General features: G+C 63.3%; 12 protein-coding genes. 1 reads left to right on the plus strand and 11 read right to left on the minus strand.

The annotated features are described in order from the left end of the window. Nucleotides 1–3 precede the first annotated feature (3 nt). A complete protein-coding gene (locus KYX17_RS09635; RefSeq protein WP_243226775.1) occupies nucleotides 4–570 on the plus strand; it encodes a hypothetical protein in 567 nt (188 codons plus the stop codon). Nucleotides 571–599: 29 nt separating this feature from the next. Here the strand turns inward: KYX17_RS09635 and KYX17_RS09640 are convergent, their stop codons facing one another. The 11 genes from KYX17_RS09640 to KYX17_RS09690 all read right to left on the minus strand — a co-directional run bounded on the left by KYX17_RS09640 (nucleotide 600) and on the right by KYX17_RS09690 (nucleotide 14,615). Next, nucleotides 600–2,702: an acyltransferase family protein gene (locus tag KYX17_RS09640; protein WP_243226776.1), complete on the minus strand. Its 2,103-nt coding sequence runs from the start codon at nucleotides 2,700–2,702 to the stop codon at nucleotides 600–602. Between the two features lie 97 nt (nucleotides 2,703–2,799). Next, nucleotides 2,800–4,224, minus strand: a complete 1,425-nt coding sequence (locus KYX17_RS09645) for an O-antigen ligase family protein (RefSeq protein ID WP_243226777.1) — start codon at nucleotides 4,222–4,224, stop codon at nucleotides 2,800–2,802. A gap of 67 nt (nucleotides 4,225–4,291) precedes the next feature. Next, complete coding sequence (locus tag KYX17_RS09650) at nucleotides 4,292–5,278, minus strand: glycosyltransferase (protein ID WP_243226778.1); 987 nt, start codon at nucleotides 5,276–5,278, stop codon at nucleotides 4,292–4,294. 10 nt (nucleotides 5,279–5,288) lie between these two features. Next, a complete protein-coding gene (locus tag KYX17_RS09655) occupies nucleotides 5,289–6,773 on the minus strand; it encodes a lipopolysaccharide biosynthesis protein (protein WP_249223385.1) in 1,485 nt (494 codons plus the stop codon). After that, the gene (locus KYX17_RS09660) at nucleotides 6,770–7,993 is read right to left on the minus strand and encodes a polysaccharide pyruvyl transferase family protein (RefSeq protein WP_243226780.1); all 1,224 of its coding nucleotides are present in this window, start codon (nucleotides 7,991–7,993) and stop codon (nucleotides 6,770–6,772) included. The genes KYX17_RS09655 and KYX17_RS09660 overlap by 4 nt, the downstream gene beginning before the upstream one ends. A 50-nt stretch (nucleotides 7,994–8,043) precedes the next feature. Beyond that, nucleotides 8,044–9,009, minus strand: a complete 966-nt coding sequence (locus KYX17_RS09665; protein ID WP_243226781.1) for a hypothetical protein — start codon at nucleotides 9,007–9,009, stop codon at nucleotides 8,044–8,046. 113 nt (nucleotides 9,010–9,122) lie between these two features. Beyond that, the gene (gene murB, locus KYX17_RS09670; RefSeq protein ID WP_243226782.1) at nucleotides 9,123–10,145 is read right to left on the minus strand and encodes a UDP-N-acetylmuramate dehydrogenase; all 1,023 of its coding nucleotides are present in this window, start codon (nucleotides 10,143–10,145) and stop codon (nucleotides 9,123–9,125) included. Beyond that, nucleotides 10,142–11,443: a UDP-N-acetylglucosamine 1-carboxyvinyltransferase gene (locus KYX17_RS09675; protein WP_243226783.1), complete on the minus strand. Its 1,302-nt coding sequence runs from the start codon at nucleotides 11,441–11,443 to the stop codon at nucleotides 10,142–10,144. Before KYX17_RS09675 ends, murB begins: the two co-directional genes overlap by 4 nt. A gap of 10 nt (nucleotides 11,444–11,453) precedes the next feature. After that, nucleotides 11,454–12,065, minus strand: a complete 612-nt coding sequence (locus KYX17_RS09680; RefSeq protein ID WP_243226784.1) for a WecB/TagA/CpsF family glycosyltransferase — start codon at nucleotides 12,063–12,065, stop codon at nucleotides 11,454–11,456. Nucleotides 12,066–12,261: 196 nt separating this feature from the next. Continuing rightward, on the minus strand, nucleotides 12,262–13,266 hold the full coding sequence (locus KYX17_RS09685; protein WP_243226785.1) for an NAD-dependent epimerase/dehydratase family protein: 1,005 nt from the start codon (nucleotides 13,264–13,266) through the stop codon (nucleotides 12,262–12,264). After that, nucleotides 13,263–14,615 (minus strand): UDP-glucose/GDP-mannose dehydrogenase family protein, encoded by a 1,353-nt coding sequence (locus KYX17_RS09690; RefSeq protein WP_243226786.1) that lies wholly within the window; start codon nucleotides 14,613–14,615, stop codon nucleotides 13,263–13,265. Before KYX17_RS09690 ends, KYX17_RS09685 begins: the two co-directional genes overlap by 4 nt. Nucleotides 14,616–14,628 lie beyond the last annotated feature (13 nt).

The raw sequence follows: 14,628 nt of genomic DNA on the forward strand, positions 1-14,628 counted from the left end.
AGCATGCGCCGACGGCTCCACGAGCGGCCGCCGACGGTGACGACCCGCAGATTACGCAGATTGCGGCCCCTGGTGATTGCCGCTTACGCGGTCGTGGGCGCCGTCGCGCTCGTTGTTCTGGCTGGCATTCCGGTGTTTGTCTTTCCTCCGGAAGACCCCACCGACGGTGCCGATGCGGTCTTCGTTCTCGGGTTGCCGACGCGCGCACGCATCGAGCGCGCAAGAGAGATCTCTCTCGAGAACGGCTCCGCCCCCATCTTCGTGTCATCACCCGGTCTGAACAGGTACTGGTGCTCGCAGCCTGATCTTGAGTGCTTCGAGCCGTCACCAGCCACGACGAAAGGCGAGGCGAGCCTCTTGAAGGAGCTCGCTTCGGAGTTCGGTTTTGAGCGACCAGTCGTCGTGACCTTTGCGCCTCACGTGGTCAGGGCGAGGTACATCTTCCAGGAGTGCTACGGGCCCGACGTTTCGCTGGTGGCAGCGCAGGACCCGCTGGGGCCTGGCGATTGGCTCTACCAGTACGCCTACCAGTCCGCTTCCTTCGTGAAGAACGCTGCGCAGTCCTGCTGATCCCTGCACCGGGAGCGCCGGCGCTGGGATCAGCCCGCCTTGCGGCTCGTCACCCACGCGCTGACCAATGGCGCCAGCGAAGAGCCGAAGTCGTACGTGAGATGGCGCTCATCGCGGCGGACGATGTAATCACCTATCACTGCGGGGCAGCGTCCATCTTCGTCGCAGTACCACAGAGCAGTATCGACGAAAACTGCGCCGAGCTGAGACGAGACGTCACTCGACGTGTCACGCACGCTGATCCAGCGGCCGGTGATGGTGGAGCCGCAATCCTGCGGTGTGTTGTACGGACGGGAACAGAACGCGAGATCCTCCCCGGCGGGCGGAGGCATCACCACGAAGACCTTGCCTGGATCAGCGATCTGGTCGAGAGTGGATTCCAGCCCGGCTTGCCACGCCGACACGACTCGCGAGGGTTCGATCCCCGGCAGCTCACGCGGCAACGCCGATGTCAACCAAACTGCATCGGGCTTGATCGAGTTGATCTGATCGAGCGCCCAAGATCGAAACTCGACGCAACTGTCGTAGGGTGCTCCGTTCGGTGCCACAGCGGGCACATCCTGCGCGGCGCATCCGAGCTTCGCGAAGACTCGCAGGTTCCAATCGGGATGCTGTTCGACAAAGGCATCGACGGCGAAGGCGGCATTCATCGCAATTGAATCGCCGAACACCACGATGGTGTGCGCGGCATTCGGGTCTCCACGAAGACATGACCGAGGCTCGTCCTCCGCATTGGTCCAGCACTCAGAGGCGAGCGCACCCGCGTAGGTGCCGATGTCTGACACGGCAGGAGTCAGACCTGCCCAGCTCTGCCGAGTCTCTCCCTCTTGAATGTCGGCTTGGAGCTGGCCGACGAGTGCCTGCGCTTCAGCCGGCTGGGGCTCCTGGAGGGTGAGGTGCACCGCAGTCTCCGACGTGGAGGCGTGTCCGGACGTGAGCGCGCGCACTGCGGTGTCACCGCCCGCAACGAGTGCGGCGGCCGTCACGACCCCGATCGACATGACAGCCACATTCCGGACGATCGTCGGCCTTCCGAGTTTGGGGCTTGTGCCACGGAGCCAGGACGATCTGAGAATGGGCTGCTCAACGAAGCGGTATGAGATTGCGGCCAGCGCAAAAGTCAGGAAGAGCGCAGCGGGAATGACAATCACGTCTCTCGGAACTAGCGCCGAGAGGACCATGATGATGGGCCAATGCCAGAGATAGAGCGAGTACGAGATGTTCCCGATGTACGTCACTGGGCGCGTTCGGAGCGGCCAGATCTCAACGGCTCGATCGGTTGCGGTCCCCGCCGCGATGAACAGGAGAGCTCCGGCAGTGGGTAGGAGCGCCATCGGCCCGGGGAACCCGACCGCCGGGTCGATCACGTAGACCGATACTCCGATGATGATCAGGCCTGCCGCGCTCAGTATCGGCCGGAGAGCAGATGGGAGCGCAGCAAGGCGGGGGGCGACCATAGCCAGCAGGCCACCGAGAGCAAACTCGAACCCCCTCGCGAACGTGGAGAAGTAAGCAGCGGCCGGAGACTGCGAGGTGTCGAAGCATGACCAGAGGAACGAGGCCAGCGCAACCAGACTGGCTGCGCTGATGAGTGCGATACGCACGCGCCCCTTGGCGAAGGTCGCGCCCGCGACAATGGCGATGAGGACAGGCCATACGAGGTAAAACTGTTCCTCGACCGACAGTGACCAGTAATGCTGGAAGATCGACGTCTGATCTGCCGAGAAGTAATCCACCCCGCGCAACGCGAATGCGATGTTCGAGACGAAGAGAGCCGACCACAGCCCATCCAGCGCGAAGTTACTGGCTTGCCAGGGCCAGAAGACGGCGAATGATGCGAGGGCTGTCACGGCTATCACGAGAAGTGCCATCGGGAGAATCCGACGGGCGCGACGTATGTAGAACTCCTTGAATGAGACTCGGCCCGTGGCGCTGACCTCTGAAACGAGATGCTGCGTAATCAAGAAGCCCGATATCACGAAGAAGACATCGACACCGATAAAGCCGCCTTGGGGTGATCCCGGTAGGCGTTGGATGAGTACCAGATGATCGAGGATCACGAGAACGACGGCGATTGCTCTGAGAGCTTGGATGTCCGTGCGGACGCGACGCTTTACCGTGGTGGCCGACATCATCTCTGTCCTCCGTCTTGCGTCGTCCGTGCTGGATGTCCTGGCGAGCCTAGGACAGGTGTGTTACAGGCTTTGACGAAAGGGTCCTGCTCCGGGATCACTCCCGCCCACTCCCAAGGTGACGTGGAGCGGCGCGGAGAAGATCGGGCTTCCTCAGATTCTTCTCACTGAGGGTCAGCGCCGCGACGATCCCTACCAAAGGCCAGAACATGCCAGGTAGCCCCTTGTTCGTGATGCTGATCGCTGTGAACCCGATTCCAACATTGGCGACAAACAGCCACCAGACAGGAGCTGCGACGGATGAGGATTCCGCTCGGTGAAGCCCTCTCCACAGCACGACCCCGAGGGCGACTATCAGGAGCAGAAGGAATCCGAGGCCCAATACGCCGCCAGTGGTGAGCGCAGCGAACCACTGGGACTCGGGGGATGTCCATTGCAGCGTCTTTGGGACGACGCGGTCCGGGTCGGTGACATCCGTCCGGCCGAACGTCGCATCGTAGACCTTGTATCCCCAACCGGTGATCGGGCGCTGCATGATCGTGGGGATGGTCTGATCGATCCACACGTGGACGCGATATCCGATGGTGTTGGGCACCCATTCGGGGAGCCAGCTGACGAATCGCTCGCGCCCGTCATACTGCTCCCCGATGCGCGCTGCAATCAGCGGTCCGAACAGCAGTGCGGCCCCGATCGCTGCGCCGACAATGGCAAAGAGGAAGCCAGGTCTCACGCCGAGCCGACGGAATGTACCTAGGAGAATGACCACGAATGCGATGGTTGTACTGAAGGTGAGGGTTGTGAGCAGAGCAAGAATGCAGAGGCCGATGACAGCGAAGGGAAAGATGCCCGAACGCTGGTTTCGTTCGCGCGCGATGATCAGAAGCGCTATAGCCGCCGTAAACACGCCCGTGACGTAGGCTCCGAACGACGTCCAGCCGCCCACGAGTCCCGCTGCGCGAAGGAGATTGCCGTCTTCAACCGCGCTGGCGAAGCCATCTCCGCTGACGACGCTGGTGGTGAACTGGATAGCGGGGCCGAAATTCAGTGCTTGCGCGAAGCTCAACGGGGCGGCAAGGAAGATAGGAATGATGAGGCCGCGAAGGACGAGCTGGGCATCGCGCTGGTTGCCGATCGTCGTGCGGGCTGCCATATACGCGAGAAACCAGAAGGTGGGTTCGATGAGCCCGTTGAGAATCGCGCTGTACTTCAGCAGATAGCCGTCGTAGACCTCGACCGCTGCCGTTCCCAAGATGTACAGGATGAGAGCAATGTCAACGATGAGGACGCGAGGGCTGCCCGAGGCTCCCGCTGCCCTTCGTCGGAGCCGCACATGGACAGCGAGTAAGAGCGCGAGAAGGACCAGAAGATGCCAAGGCCGAAGGGGGATCGCGGGCACTGGTGAGCGCACACCGACGACCGCGGCCGCAAGCCCGAGCAAGATGCCGATTGTGTAAAGAAGGCGCGTGGGCGTCGCGTCGCGCACTGTGCGACGGCTTGTGGCGCTGACGAGGCTGTGAGTCATGAGGTCGCCTTCGCGTAGATCGCTGGTCATGGCCCCAGCGGTGCTGGAAGGCTTGTGCTGGCGGCGGTCATGTCCCGGTCCGGTCGATTTTAAGCGCACGACGAGCCACTCCCACGAGCGGTCCTAATGCGGGGGTTCCGGCGAGGGCGGCCGCGGTGGTGAGCAGCGAGCGACTGAACGGGTTGGTGACACTGGTGCGGGCCACCTGACGTGCGTTGTCGCTCGCACCGAAAAGCGCTGAACGAAGAACGGCCGATCGTACCTTCTTCTGAACACCTGGATCGCTCAACGGGACAATAGCCTCAGGGCCCCCGGCCGTGACGGCTGCGAGCGCTTTCGCTTCTTCGTCAGGACTCAGCTGTGCGAGTTTGCGTGCGGCGATCGAGTAGCGGCTTTGGACGATGACCTTCTCAGGGTGATAAGAGACACCGTCGAACTGCACGTAGCGCTCGTAGATCGGCTCGAGCACGCTCGCGAAACGCGAGATCTTTGACATTCGCAACCAGAGGTCGTAGTCCTGGGCGAACTTGAACTGCTGCCGGTAGCCGCCAGCCCGCTCATACGTTTCTCTCCGGAACATCACTTCTCCGTGCGAGAAGACGTTGCCGGTGAGTAGCGAGCTGAATGTCGTAGACGATGCGTCCGGCGTACGCAATCGACGACCTTGGTCATCGGGCAGAACGTTGTAGTACCAACCGCCGACGGCGCCGATGCTGCTATCTCCATCGAGGAGTGCTACCTGCTGCCCCAGGCGCCGAGGGAGAGAGGCGTCACCGGAGCCCTGAATCGCGACGTACTCGCTCGTGGTGTGCCCGATCGTCTCGATCAGGCTTCCGACGAATCCGCGGTTGATCTCGTTGACGGTGTAGCGGAACCGGGGGTCGTTGTATTCGGCGGCGAGCTCAGCAAGGCGTGCAGCTGTGTCGTCGCGGGAGGCGTCGTCGAAGACCACGAGCTCAAAGTCGGCATAGGTCTGGTTCAGTATGGACTCGACTGTGCGTCGAAGAAGCTCTCCCCGGTTGTAGAACCCGGTGATGACAGTTACTTTCGCCACGTTCACTCCTTCAGGAAGACCTGGGACGAGCTGATCGAACAAGTTTCGCCATGCGAACGACCGTGCCGAGGTCTCGACGGAACGCTGGGACCGCCCAGGTCTGCGCCGCCCAGACGATCACATAGCTCGCGATACCGCCTGCGATCTGGACAATTTCATGGGTGGATGCGAGCAGGAGGACCACGCCGGCCGCGCAGATCGTGGGGAGGACATTCGCGGCGATGACAACGAGGGCGCTTGTGAACATCCGCCACGCTGGGGCCTGTGCGGCGCGGCCGTACCAGGCCAAGCCGATGAACCATGAGAGCGCTGTTCCGACGGCGAATCCAGCCGCGACGCCCACGACGCCCCAGATCGACCCCAGCGCGATACATGCAATCAGGACAGGTGCAGATACCAGATTGACCCAAAGACTGACCGCGGTCGCTCCGCGCGAAAGAGCGATCCAGTACGAGGCATAGCTCGCAACCCGGCAGATGCCCGCAATGATCAGGATCTGCAGGAGAACGATGCTCGGCGCCCACCTTTCACCGAGCACGAGGAGGACGAGCGGCGAGGCTACCGCCGCGACGGCGGAGAGGACGGGCAATAGGACGACGAGCATCGCCTTCTGCCCGGCGAGCAGGAACTCATTGAACTTGTCCGTCTGGTCCTGTAGCCGCGAAAGAACGGGAACCGCCACCTTGCTCGAAGGAGCGTTCACCTGATTCAAGGGATTGATGACCAACTCGAATGCTCGGTTGTAGAAGCCTGTGGGTGTCGGGCCGAATCGGTATCCGAGGATGACGTAGTCAGCGTTCCTGCTCAATGTGGCGACGATCTGGGACAGGGTCAAGAAGGCGCCGTACTTGAGGAAGTACGTCATTCCCGGTGCGCGGCGGGGAAGCCCTGGAATCCAGCGGTCGAACGCAACTGACAGGACGAGACCGAAGAAGGCTATGGCAATCTGCTGCGCGACGAGAGCCCACGCCCCTGCTCCGGCCGCCGCAAAGCCGATCGCCGCCCCGAGTCCGATAGCCGCGGGAACGACGTCGGTGAGCATGAGGCTCGTGAACTGGAGCTTGCGCGCCAGGTGTGCACGAGATTGAGTCATGACTCCATTGAGGAGGAACGTCAGCGCCATGGCCTGTGTGACCGGAATCAACTCGGGTGACGAGTAGAAGCTGGAGATGAGCGGAGCGCAAGCGAACAGGATCACCCCCGTCGCTACGCCCAGGAGGGTGTTGAGCCAGAACAAGTTCGTCCGTTGCTGGCTCGACAGGTCTTTGGTCTGAATAGACGCGTTCGATAATCCGAAGTCGCGGATCGACTGGCCCACGGTCACGATCGCGGTGATCATGGCGAGGAGGCCGAAATCCCCGGGGCTCAGCATCCTCGACAGGATGATCACGCCGAGGAGCTGCAACAGCAGCCGAGCAGCTTGCCCCGAACTCGTCACCAATACTCCACGAGCCGCGGAACGGCCCAAGGAGTTGTGGGAAGGTTCCTGACTCATTCCGGGATGTTCCTGCCCGCGAACTGTTTTACGCGCGGCAGCGCTGACTGCAGCTGGGCGCGGAGCTCTTCCCTCGTGCTGAGCGCTGAGAGTGTTGCTTCCAACAGCTCCGTCCGCACATCGCCCGCCTTGACCCGCAGATCGAAACCCAGGTACTCGTAGAGGCCCTCGAACTTGTCTTGGTACTCCAGTCCGACTGACGGTGTACCGCCAACCGCAGCGAGAATCACCAGGTGCATGCGACCGGAGACGGCGAGCGCACACTGCGCTGCCAGCCGTGACACCTCTCCGGGCAGCACGACGTCGCCGGCGATGAACACGTGCTCGCTATCGCTCCAATCCTCGAGCAGCTTCTGCAAGTAGGCCGTCTCGCTGTTCGCGCCGTGGCGCGAATCGTGCGGGAGAGCAAGACAGGAGTAACCGGCCGAGACCAGAGTGCTCACCAGCTTCTTGTAGGCCTCGTCCTGGCCGGGATACTTGACGGCGATACGGGGGTTGGCGTTCACGAGGACCACCTCTCTGCCCGCCCCATGCTGTGCCTCGATCCACTGTTGCGCCGACGAATCGGCTGGTTCCTCATTCACTTCAGTCAAGAAGGCGAGATCCGCAACCTCGTGAACGTTTTTTCCCCCGTCGCGGCGCAGGCGTGAAGCAGAGACAGGATCGCGGGCGAGTAGTGAGACCTGCGCACTCGTACGGCGCAACGCGCGTTTGGCGATAGGGCTCGGCTTGTCGACCCAGCTGAAGCCCAACACGCGACTGTCTGCACCGAGACGCGCGGCGATCTCCGCGAGCCGGAACCGTCGTGCCGCGGCCCGATCGTTGTAGATGCCGTCCATCATGTCGGCGCCCACGATTCCGCAGGCAGCGACCACATCAACGAGCCGCGCAAACTCGCTCACCGCCCGCAGATGCGACCGGATGCCGCGACCGTACACCAAGTCCTTGAGGACGACGCCTTCAGCGCCAAGGTCCTTGGCGGGGACGAGCAAATCGTCGTCTCCCCGGTGAAGAACCCGTACTGGTTTCGGGGCGTGTCGCGTGAATGCCTGATACATCGCTTCGTCGCCGACGCTGCCACCTCCCGCCGCCGTGATCACGATGGCGCCAGCGCGCTCGTGCACAGCGACATGCCGCGGTGTGCGCTCGTGCCGGGCGATGACCACGCGCTCACCCAGCTCCTCGATGCGCACGACGACGTTGCGGCGCAGCGTGCGCATCAGCCTGCGGGGAGAGATGCGGCTGCTCTTTTGGAAAGGAGAGTCGGAGTTCACTGGGGGCTGTCCTTCGAGGTCGGTTGCGTGAGTGAGGGTTCGGCGGACGCTGGTCGGAGAAGGTCGCGGAAGATGCCGGCGTAAGCGCTCGCGATCGACGGCCAGTCCCTACCCTGCAGGTTGGGTGACGTCGACTGACGCTCCTGACGGATCTCCCGGATCGATCTCCACAGACTCTCTCCCGTGAGACCGTCATCAAGGAACGTAACCCACCCGCGGCCAGCCTCTGTGGCGAGTGACTCGGTCAGGCAAACTCTCCGGATCGCGACGGGACGGTCCAATGAAAGTGACATCAGAGCGACACCGGAGTTCGATTGCGCGAGATCGGCATTGGGCACCACCGCGATCTCGGCCTCAGAGAACTCCTGCACCATTTCCTCGTCTGAGACCGTCCTCAGTTCGGTGGTGATTCGTGCGCCGCCCGGCTGGCGGCTTTCCAACGTCTGCTCGATCTCGCGTCGCAGCTCCGGTGTCGGACTTCCCACTACTCGAATGTGGAGGCCAGCAGCGTCCTCTTGGAGCCCCGCTCGGATCAGCTCGAGGGCGCCCTTATACGGGCGGATGCGGCCGAACAGCAAGATGCGGGCCGGTTCCATCTCGCCCCGGGGCAGGGACTCCAACTGCTCGCGGTAGTCACCGTGCGGAATGAGGACGGTCGGTCCCTGCCAGCTCTGCTGCGTGCAGTCGTTGAGTACGACGCGCATCGAGACGAGTCGGTCAAGCGCATCGAGGAGCTTCACTTCCCGGCCATCGCCGGAGTCGTGAGGGGCTGCATTGTGCACAGTCCGTACGACCGGGCGCCTCGTCAGCCGCAGCCGCAGGAGGAAGAAGCGAAAGAGGATTCTCTTGATGCGGGCTTTCGTTGGAGTGCCACCGCGGATCAGGCCCTCAGGAAAGTGCACGTGGAAGATATCGAACGAGCCGACGAGCGCGTGGCGCCACGAGAAGTACGAGTAAGCCACGTCATCGGGTGCATATCTGACGAACTGATCAACGTACTTGATTACCGGGCCCGGACCCTTGACGGACTCGAACACCCGGACTGGCCGGGCGGAGCTGAGGGAGGGGGAGCGCATCAATTGGATTCCTCGCGTTTGTCTTCGGCCCATCGCTCGGCCGCGCTGATGTGAGCGGGACGCACTCGTCCGTCGACCCCGACGTGTCGAACCTCGCATGGCATGTCGAATCCTGTCTTGCGTTCGACCGTCGTGCGAACAGTCTCGATCAGCCAGAGGACGTCGTCTGAGGTCGCACCGCCAATGTTGTTGATGAAGTTGGCGTGCTGCGTCGAAACGACGGCGCCGCCGTGACGCAGACCCTTCAGGCCAGCCTCTTCGATCGCGCGGCCGGGTGGGCCGACGACGGCGTACATCTTCGGGTCAGACAGGAAGGTCGAGCCGCAGTTGGGCTCGTCCGATGGGAACTTGCGTGCGCGCTCGGCGCGGATCGAAGCCATTTCATTCTCGATGAGCTCGCGGTCCCCGCGTTCGAGTTGAAGCGTGGCGCCGACGATGACGCTGTCGTCGTCCTGAAAGATCGAGCGGCGATAAGCAAACCCCGCATCACGCCCTTCGATGGTGCGCTCGCGCCCAGCGGAATCGACGATCGACACCGTGGTGACGTTCTCTCCGATTCCGCGGCGCTGTGTGCCGCCATTCATCGCGATGAGTCCACCGAGGGTTCCCGGAATCCCGACGACATGTTCAACGCCGGTGAGCCCGGCGGCTCCCGCCGCTGAAGCGAGGTCAGGAACGCTTGTTGCTGCGCCGGCGGTGATCGTCGTGCCGCTGATTGTGAAATCGCGCATCTCCCCGCCGAGGCGGAGGACGACGCCCGAGAATCCCGCGCTGTCGAAGAGGAGGTTGGAGGTCTCGCCGATGATGATGAGCGGTTCAGTGCGGTCTCGCATCAGCGACAGCACTGCGGCAACTTCTCCGCTCGTGTGCGCGACGACGTACGCAGCAGCGGGGCCGCCGATCCGCCAACGCGTGAGAGCGTCGAGCGGCTCGTCAAATCGAACGCTCCCGGCGGTGATCTCCGCCAGGGCGAGTCTCAGCTCTGGCCGCAAGGCGCTCTGCCGAAGTTCAGGCATCGTCATCCCTCGTGGATCGAAATGTCCGCACCAAGAGCCCTCAGCTTGTTCTCGAGGTTGTTGTAGCCGCGCAGCGCCATCTGGACGTTGTTTATGCGCGTCGGGCCCTCCGCGCACAGGCCGGCCAGGACGACGGCCATCGACCCGCGAAGGTCGGTAGAGTTCGCTATTCCGGCGCGGAAGGAGACCGGGCCTCGTGTCGTGATCTTTCCCCGCTCGGCATCGATATGATCTGCGGGGATCAACTTGGCGAGCTCCGCCGCGAAAGCGATTCGCTCGGGGTACCGGTAGTCGAAGATTCGAGAAGTGCCCTCGGCCCGGAGCCCGAGCATGACGTAGAACGCTTGCATGTCCGAGATCACTCCCGGGTGCGACCCGCAGGCGAGCTCGAACGGCTGGATCGCCCCGGACCGCAAGCATTCGGTCGTGACGTGCACCGACCGCGAGTTACGGAAGAGGTCGATGCCGGACTGTTCGAGATGGATCAGAGGAACCTCCATCGCGTCGAACGGTACGTCGTCGATTGTGAGGGCCCCGCCGGAGATCGCCGCATAGACGATCCAGGTGAGCGCTTCGATGCGGTCGCTCATGACAGCCATGTGGGCACCCGACAGCGGCCCCCCGGCACCGTCGATCACGACGTGGCTGGTCCCGGTGACGGTGATTCGAGCCCCCATGCGTCGCAGAAGCTCGATCAGGTCATGGACCTCGGGGGTGATGTAGGCGTTCTGGATGATCGTCTGACCGGTGGCGACACTGGCGCTGATCAGAGCGTTCTCGGTTCCGCCGACCGTGGTGATGGGGAAGTCGATGGAGCCGCCCTGTAGGCCGGTCGGACCCTCGATCAGGATGTGATCGGCGAGTTCGGTGACCTTGCAGCCGAGCGCCTCCCACACCAAGATGTGCAGGTCGTAACCTCTGCTCCCGGCGTCGCCGGGGCCTATCGGGCATCCGCCGGGATAAGGGATGCGTGCGACGCCCGCACGCAGGATCTGACCTGCGGCGAGGAGGTACGTCGTCCGAATCGGCAGGTCATATTGGTCGCGCGTGAGCAGGGGGGCTGAAAGGCCTGAGGCATCGATGCGGAGCGTCTCGGCGACGGGGTCGACATCGATTCGAGCGCCCAGGTACTCGCAGAATCGGATCTTGTGGCCTACGTCGACCAGCTTCGTCGGGAAGTTCGCGAGTTCCACCGGGTCATCCGAAAGGAGGCTAGCGGCCAGCAGGCGAGTGGCGGAGTTCTTCGCCCCGCTCACTCGCACGCGGCCGACCGGGGGGATGCCGCCGTTGATCAGTGCATACATGAAATGTCTCCTAGAGCTCGTCGTGTCGGGCTCGACGCGGGCGTCGCCAGTCGGTGTGCCGCGCGATCCGGTAGAACGCGTACGGGTTGGTCGTGGCATAGCGCCAGATCAGACGCTTCGGATCGTCGAGCGTGCGGTAGAGCCACTCGAGGCCGACAGCCTGCATCCATCGGGGGGCGCGGGGCGCATCGCCGGCCAAGAAGGCATACAGCCCCCCGCAGGTCTTCAGCCAGCCGACGCCGGGGAGCCGATCGCGGACCTCGACGCACCAATGCTCCTGCCGAGGCTTGCCCAGAGCGACCCAGACCACATCAGCCTTCGCCTCGAGGATCTCTGCGAGCACACTGTCTGACTCGTCAGGACCGAAGTACCCGTGGTGGCGACCGACGATATCCAAGTCCGGGTACATCTCTCGTACACGGGCGACGGCCGCAGCGTTCTGTTCTTCCGAAGCGCCGAGGAAGAAAAACCTCAAGCCCTCCCGCGAGGCTGCCAGCGCCGCATCGTGGAAGAAGTCGGTCGTCGCGATTCGGTCCGGAAGTCTGCGCCGGGTCAGGCGAGAAGCAAGCACGACGGGCATGCCGTCGGCATGGATGACGTCAGCGTTCTCCATCGTCTCCATGAACGCAGCGTCCTGGCCCGCTAGTGCGATCCCCTGGCCATTGGACGAGAAGACGAGCTTGGGTGTCCAGCTTGACCCGGCCGCCCGGGCGGTGCGACAGTCCTCGACCATGCGTTCTGCCAGAGCGGCTCGGCTCACGCTGACGGTGTCGAATCCGCCGATGCGGATGGTGGGGAGCTCGGAGACGGGGGATATCTCAGACATGTGCGAAGTACTCCTTGTACCAGTCGACGAACTCGTGCACGCCGCGCTCGACCGAGGTCGTCGGGACGTAGCCGGTCAACTCGCTCAGGAGTGTCGGATCCGCGTGAGTAGACCTCACGTCGCCCTGTTGCATCGGGAGCATCTCACGTGCGGCTTTCGTGCCCATCGCCGTTTCCACCGTTTCGATGAACGTTTCAAGGGCAATCGGATTGCCTCCGGCCAGGTTCACCGTGCGCCAGGGGGCGATCGGTGAAAGCGAGTCGTGCTGAGAGACGGGCTCGCCGATACGAGGAGGGACATCGCGGAGTCGAATGATCGCCTCGACGAGATCGTCGATGTACGTGAAGTCCCGTTCCATCTCGCCGAAGCCGTAGACCTGAATGGGCTCGTCGCGCTGGATCCGCTCGACGAATCTGAACAGTGCCATGTCGGGTCTTCCCCAGGGGCCGTACACGGTGAAGAAGCGGAAGCACGTTGTCGGGATCCCGTGCAGGTGCGCATAGGAGTGCGTCATCGACTCGCAGCCACGCTTCGTCGCGGCGTAGAGCGACACCGGGTAGTCGGTCCGGTCCGTCTCAGTGAAAGGCTGCTTCTCGTTCCCGCCGTAGATCGAAGAAGTGGACGCGAACATAAAGTGCTGCGGGCGGTGGGCCCGAACTGCTTCGAGGACGTTGAAAGTGCCGGCGAGGTTGGACTGGATGTACGCGCCGGGGTTCTCCAGGCTGTATCGCACCCCGGCCTGTGCTGCGAGATGAATGACCGTCGTGGGGCGGTGCTCCTCCATGACCTCGAGCAATGCCCCCTCGTCTTCGAGCATCGCCTCCACGGAGACGAAGCGGTCGTCGGAAGCGAGCAGTGCGGCTCGGTCACGTTTCAACTGGACGTCGTAGTACGGAGTGAACCCATCGAATCCGACAACCGTCTCTCCGCGCTCGAGCAATCGAGATGCGACATGGAAGCCGATGAACCCGGCGGAGCCCGTGACCAGGACCGTCAAGCCGTGACCTCCGGCGCCGTGAGGACGCCGCGGTTCTCATCGCCGCGGCCGATGCTGCTGTAGGTGAAGCCAGCAGCCTCGAGTTCCTCGCGTCGATAGACGTTGCGCAGGTCGACAAATCCGTGTCCGGTCATCGCCGACTTCAGGCGGTCGAGGTCCAGCGTGCGGAACTCGTTCCACTCCGTCACGAGAACGACGCAGTCCGCGCCCTCCGCGACGTCATAGGCATCGGAGGCGAACTCAATCCCCTCGATCACCTTGCTCGCCTGGGCCATCCCCTCAGGGTCGTAGGCGCGAACGTGTGCTCCACCATCCAGGAGGCCCTGCGCGATCGCGATGGCCGGCGCATCGCGCATGTCGTCGGTGTTCGGCTTGAAGGTCAGACCCAGAAGGCCGATTGTCCGTCCGCGGACATTGCCCCCGCACGCGGCGATGACTCGGCGCGCCATTGCCCGCTTGCGCTGATCGTTCACCGCGACTGTCGTCTCGATCAGGCGAAGCGGAGCGTCGTTGTCCTGGCCTGTCTTGACGAGGGCAAGGGTGTCTTTCGGGAAGCAAGAACCCCCGTAGCCAGGCCCAGCGTTCAGGAACTTCTTGCCGATCCGGTTGTCGAGGCCGATCCCTCGGGCGACGGCCTGAACGTCGGCGCCGACCTTCTCGCAGAGGTCTGCCACCTCGTTGATGAAGGTGATCTTCATCGCGAGGAACGCGTTGCCCGCGTACTTGATGAGCTCGGCCGTGCGCCGGCCGGTGAACATCAGCGGTGCCGTGTTGAGCGAGAGCGGGCGATAAACCTCTTCCATCACAGCGATCGCACGGTCGTCTTCCGTGCCGATCACCACGCGGTCGGGACGCCGGAAGTCGTCGATGGCTGCGCCCTCGCGCAGGAACTCAGGGTTGGAGACGACGGAGAAGTCGGCGCCCGGGTTGGTCTCGCGCACGATGCGCTCGACCTCGTCGCCCGTCCCGACGGGCACCGTCGACTTGGTGATGATGACCGTGTAGCCGGTCAGTGCCGCTGCGATCGACTTCGTGGCCGCGTAGACGTAGGAGAGGTCGGCGTGACCGTCACCGCGGCGGGACGGGGTTCCGACCGCGATGAACACGACATCAGCCTGCGCGACAGCTGCAGTGAGATCGGTGGTGAACTCGATCCGGCCCGCCAGGTGGTTCGTCCGAACGAGATCTTCGAGTCCGGGCTCGAAGATCGGAATCTCGCCATCATTGAGTCGCGCGACTTTGTTTTCGTCTACGTCGACACAGATCACGGAGTGGCCGAAATCGGCGAAACAGGCGCCGCTGACCAGGCCGACGTATCCCGAGCCGATCATCACAATTTTGAGGGACATAGTGGATTCGCTC

It is taken from the genome of Microbacterium sp. CIAB417 (assembly GCF_022788845.1).

Bases quoted from the DNA above. Each gene is read 5' to 3' on its own strand.
- KYX17_RS09645 (WP_243226777.1), bottom strand. From the start codon at position 4,224: ATGACTCACAGCCTCGTCAGCGCCACAAGCCGTCGCACAGTGCGCGAC.
- KYX17_RS09635 (WP_243226775.1), top strand. From the start codon at position 4: ATGCGCCGACGGCTCCACGAGCGGCCGCCGACGGTGACGACCCGCAGA.
- KYX17_RS09655 (WP_249223385.1), bottom strand. From the start codon at position 6,773: ATGAGTCAGGAACCTTCCCACAACTCCTTGGGCCGTTCCGCGGCTCGT.
- KYX17_RS09675 (WP_243226783.1), bottom strand. From the start codon at position 11,443: ATGTATGCACTGATCAACGGCGGCATCCCCCCGGTCGGCCGCGTGCGA.
- KYX17_RS09640 (WP_243226776.1), bottom strand. From the start codon at position 2,702: ATGTCGGCCACCACGGTAAAGCGTCGCGTCCGCACGGACATCCAAGCT.
- KYX17_RS09660 (WP_243226780.1), bottom strand. From the start codon at position 7,993: ATGCGCACGCTGCGCCGCAACGTCGTCGTGCGCATCGAGGAGCTGGGT.
- KYX17_RS09680 (WP_243226784.1), bottom strand. From the start codon at position 12,065: ATGGAGACGATGGAGAACGCTGACGTCATCCATGCCGACGGCATGCCC.
- murB (WP_243226782.1), bottom strand. From the start codon at position 10,145: ATGACGATGCCTGAACTTCGGCAGAGCGCCTTGCGGCCAGAGCTGAGA.
- KYX17_RS09690 (WP_243226786.1), bottom strand. From the start codon at position 14,615: ATGTCCCTCAAAATTGTGATGATCGGCTCGGGATACGTCGGCCTGGTC.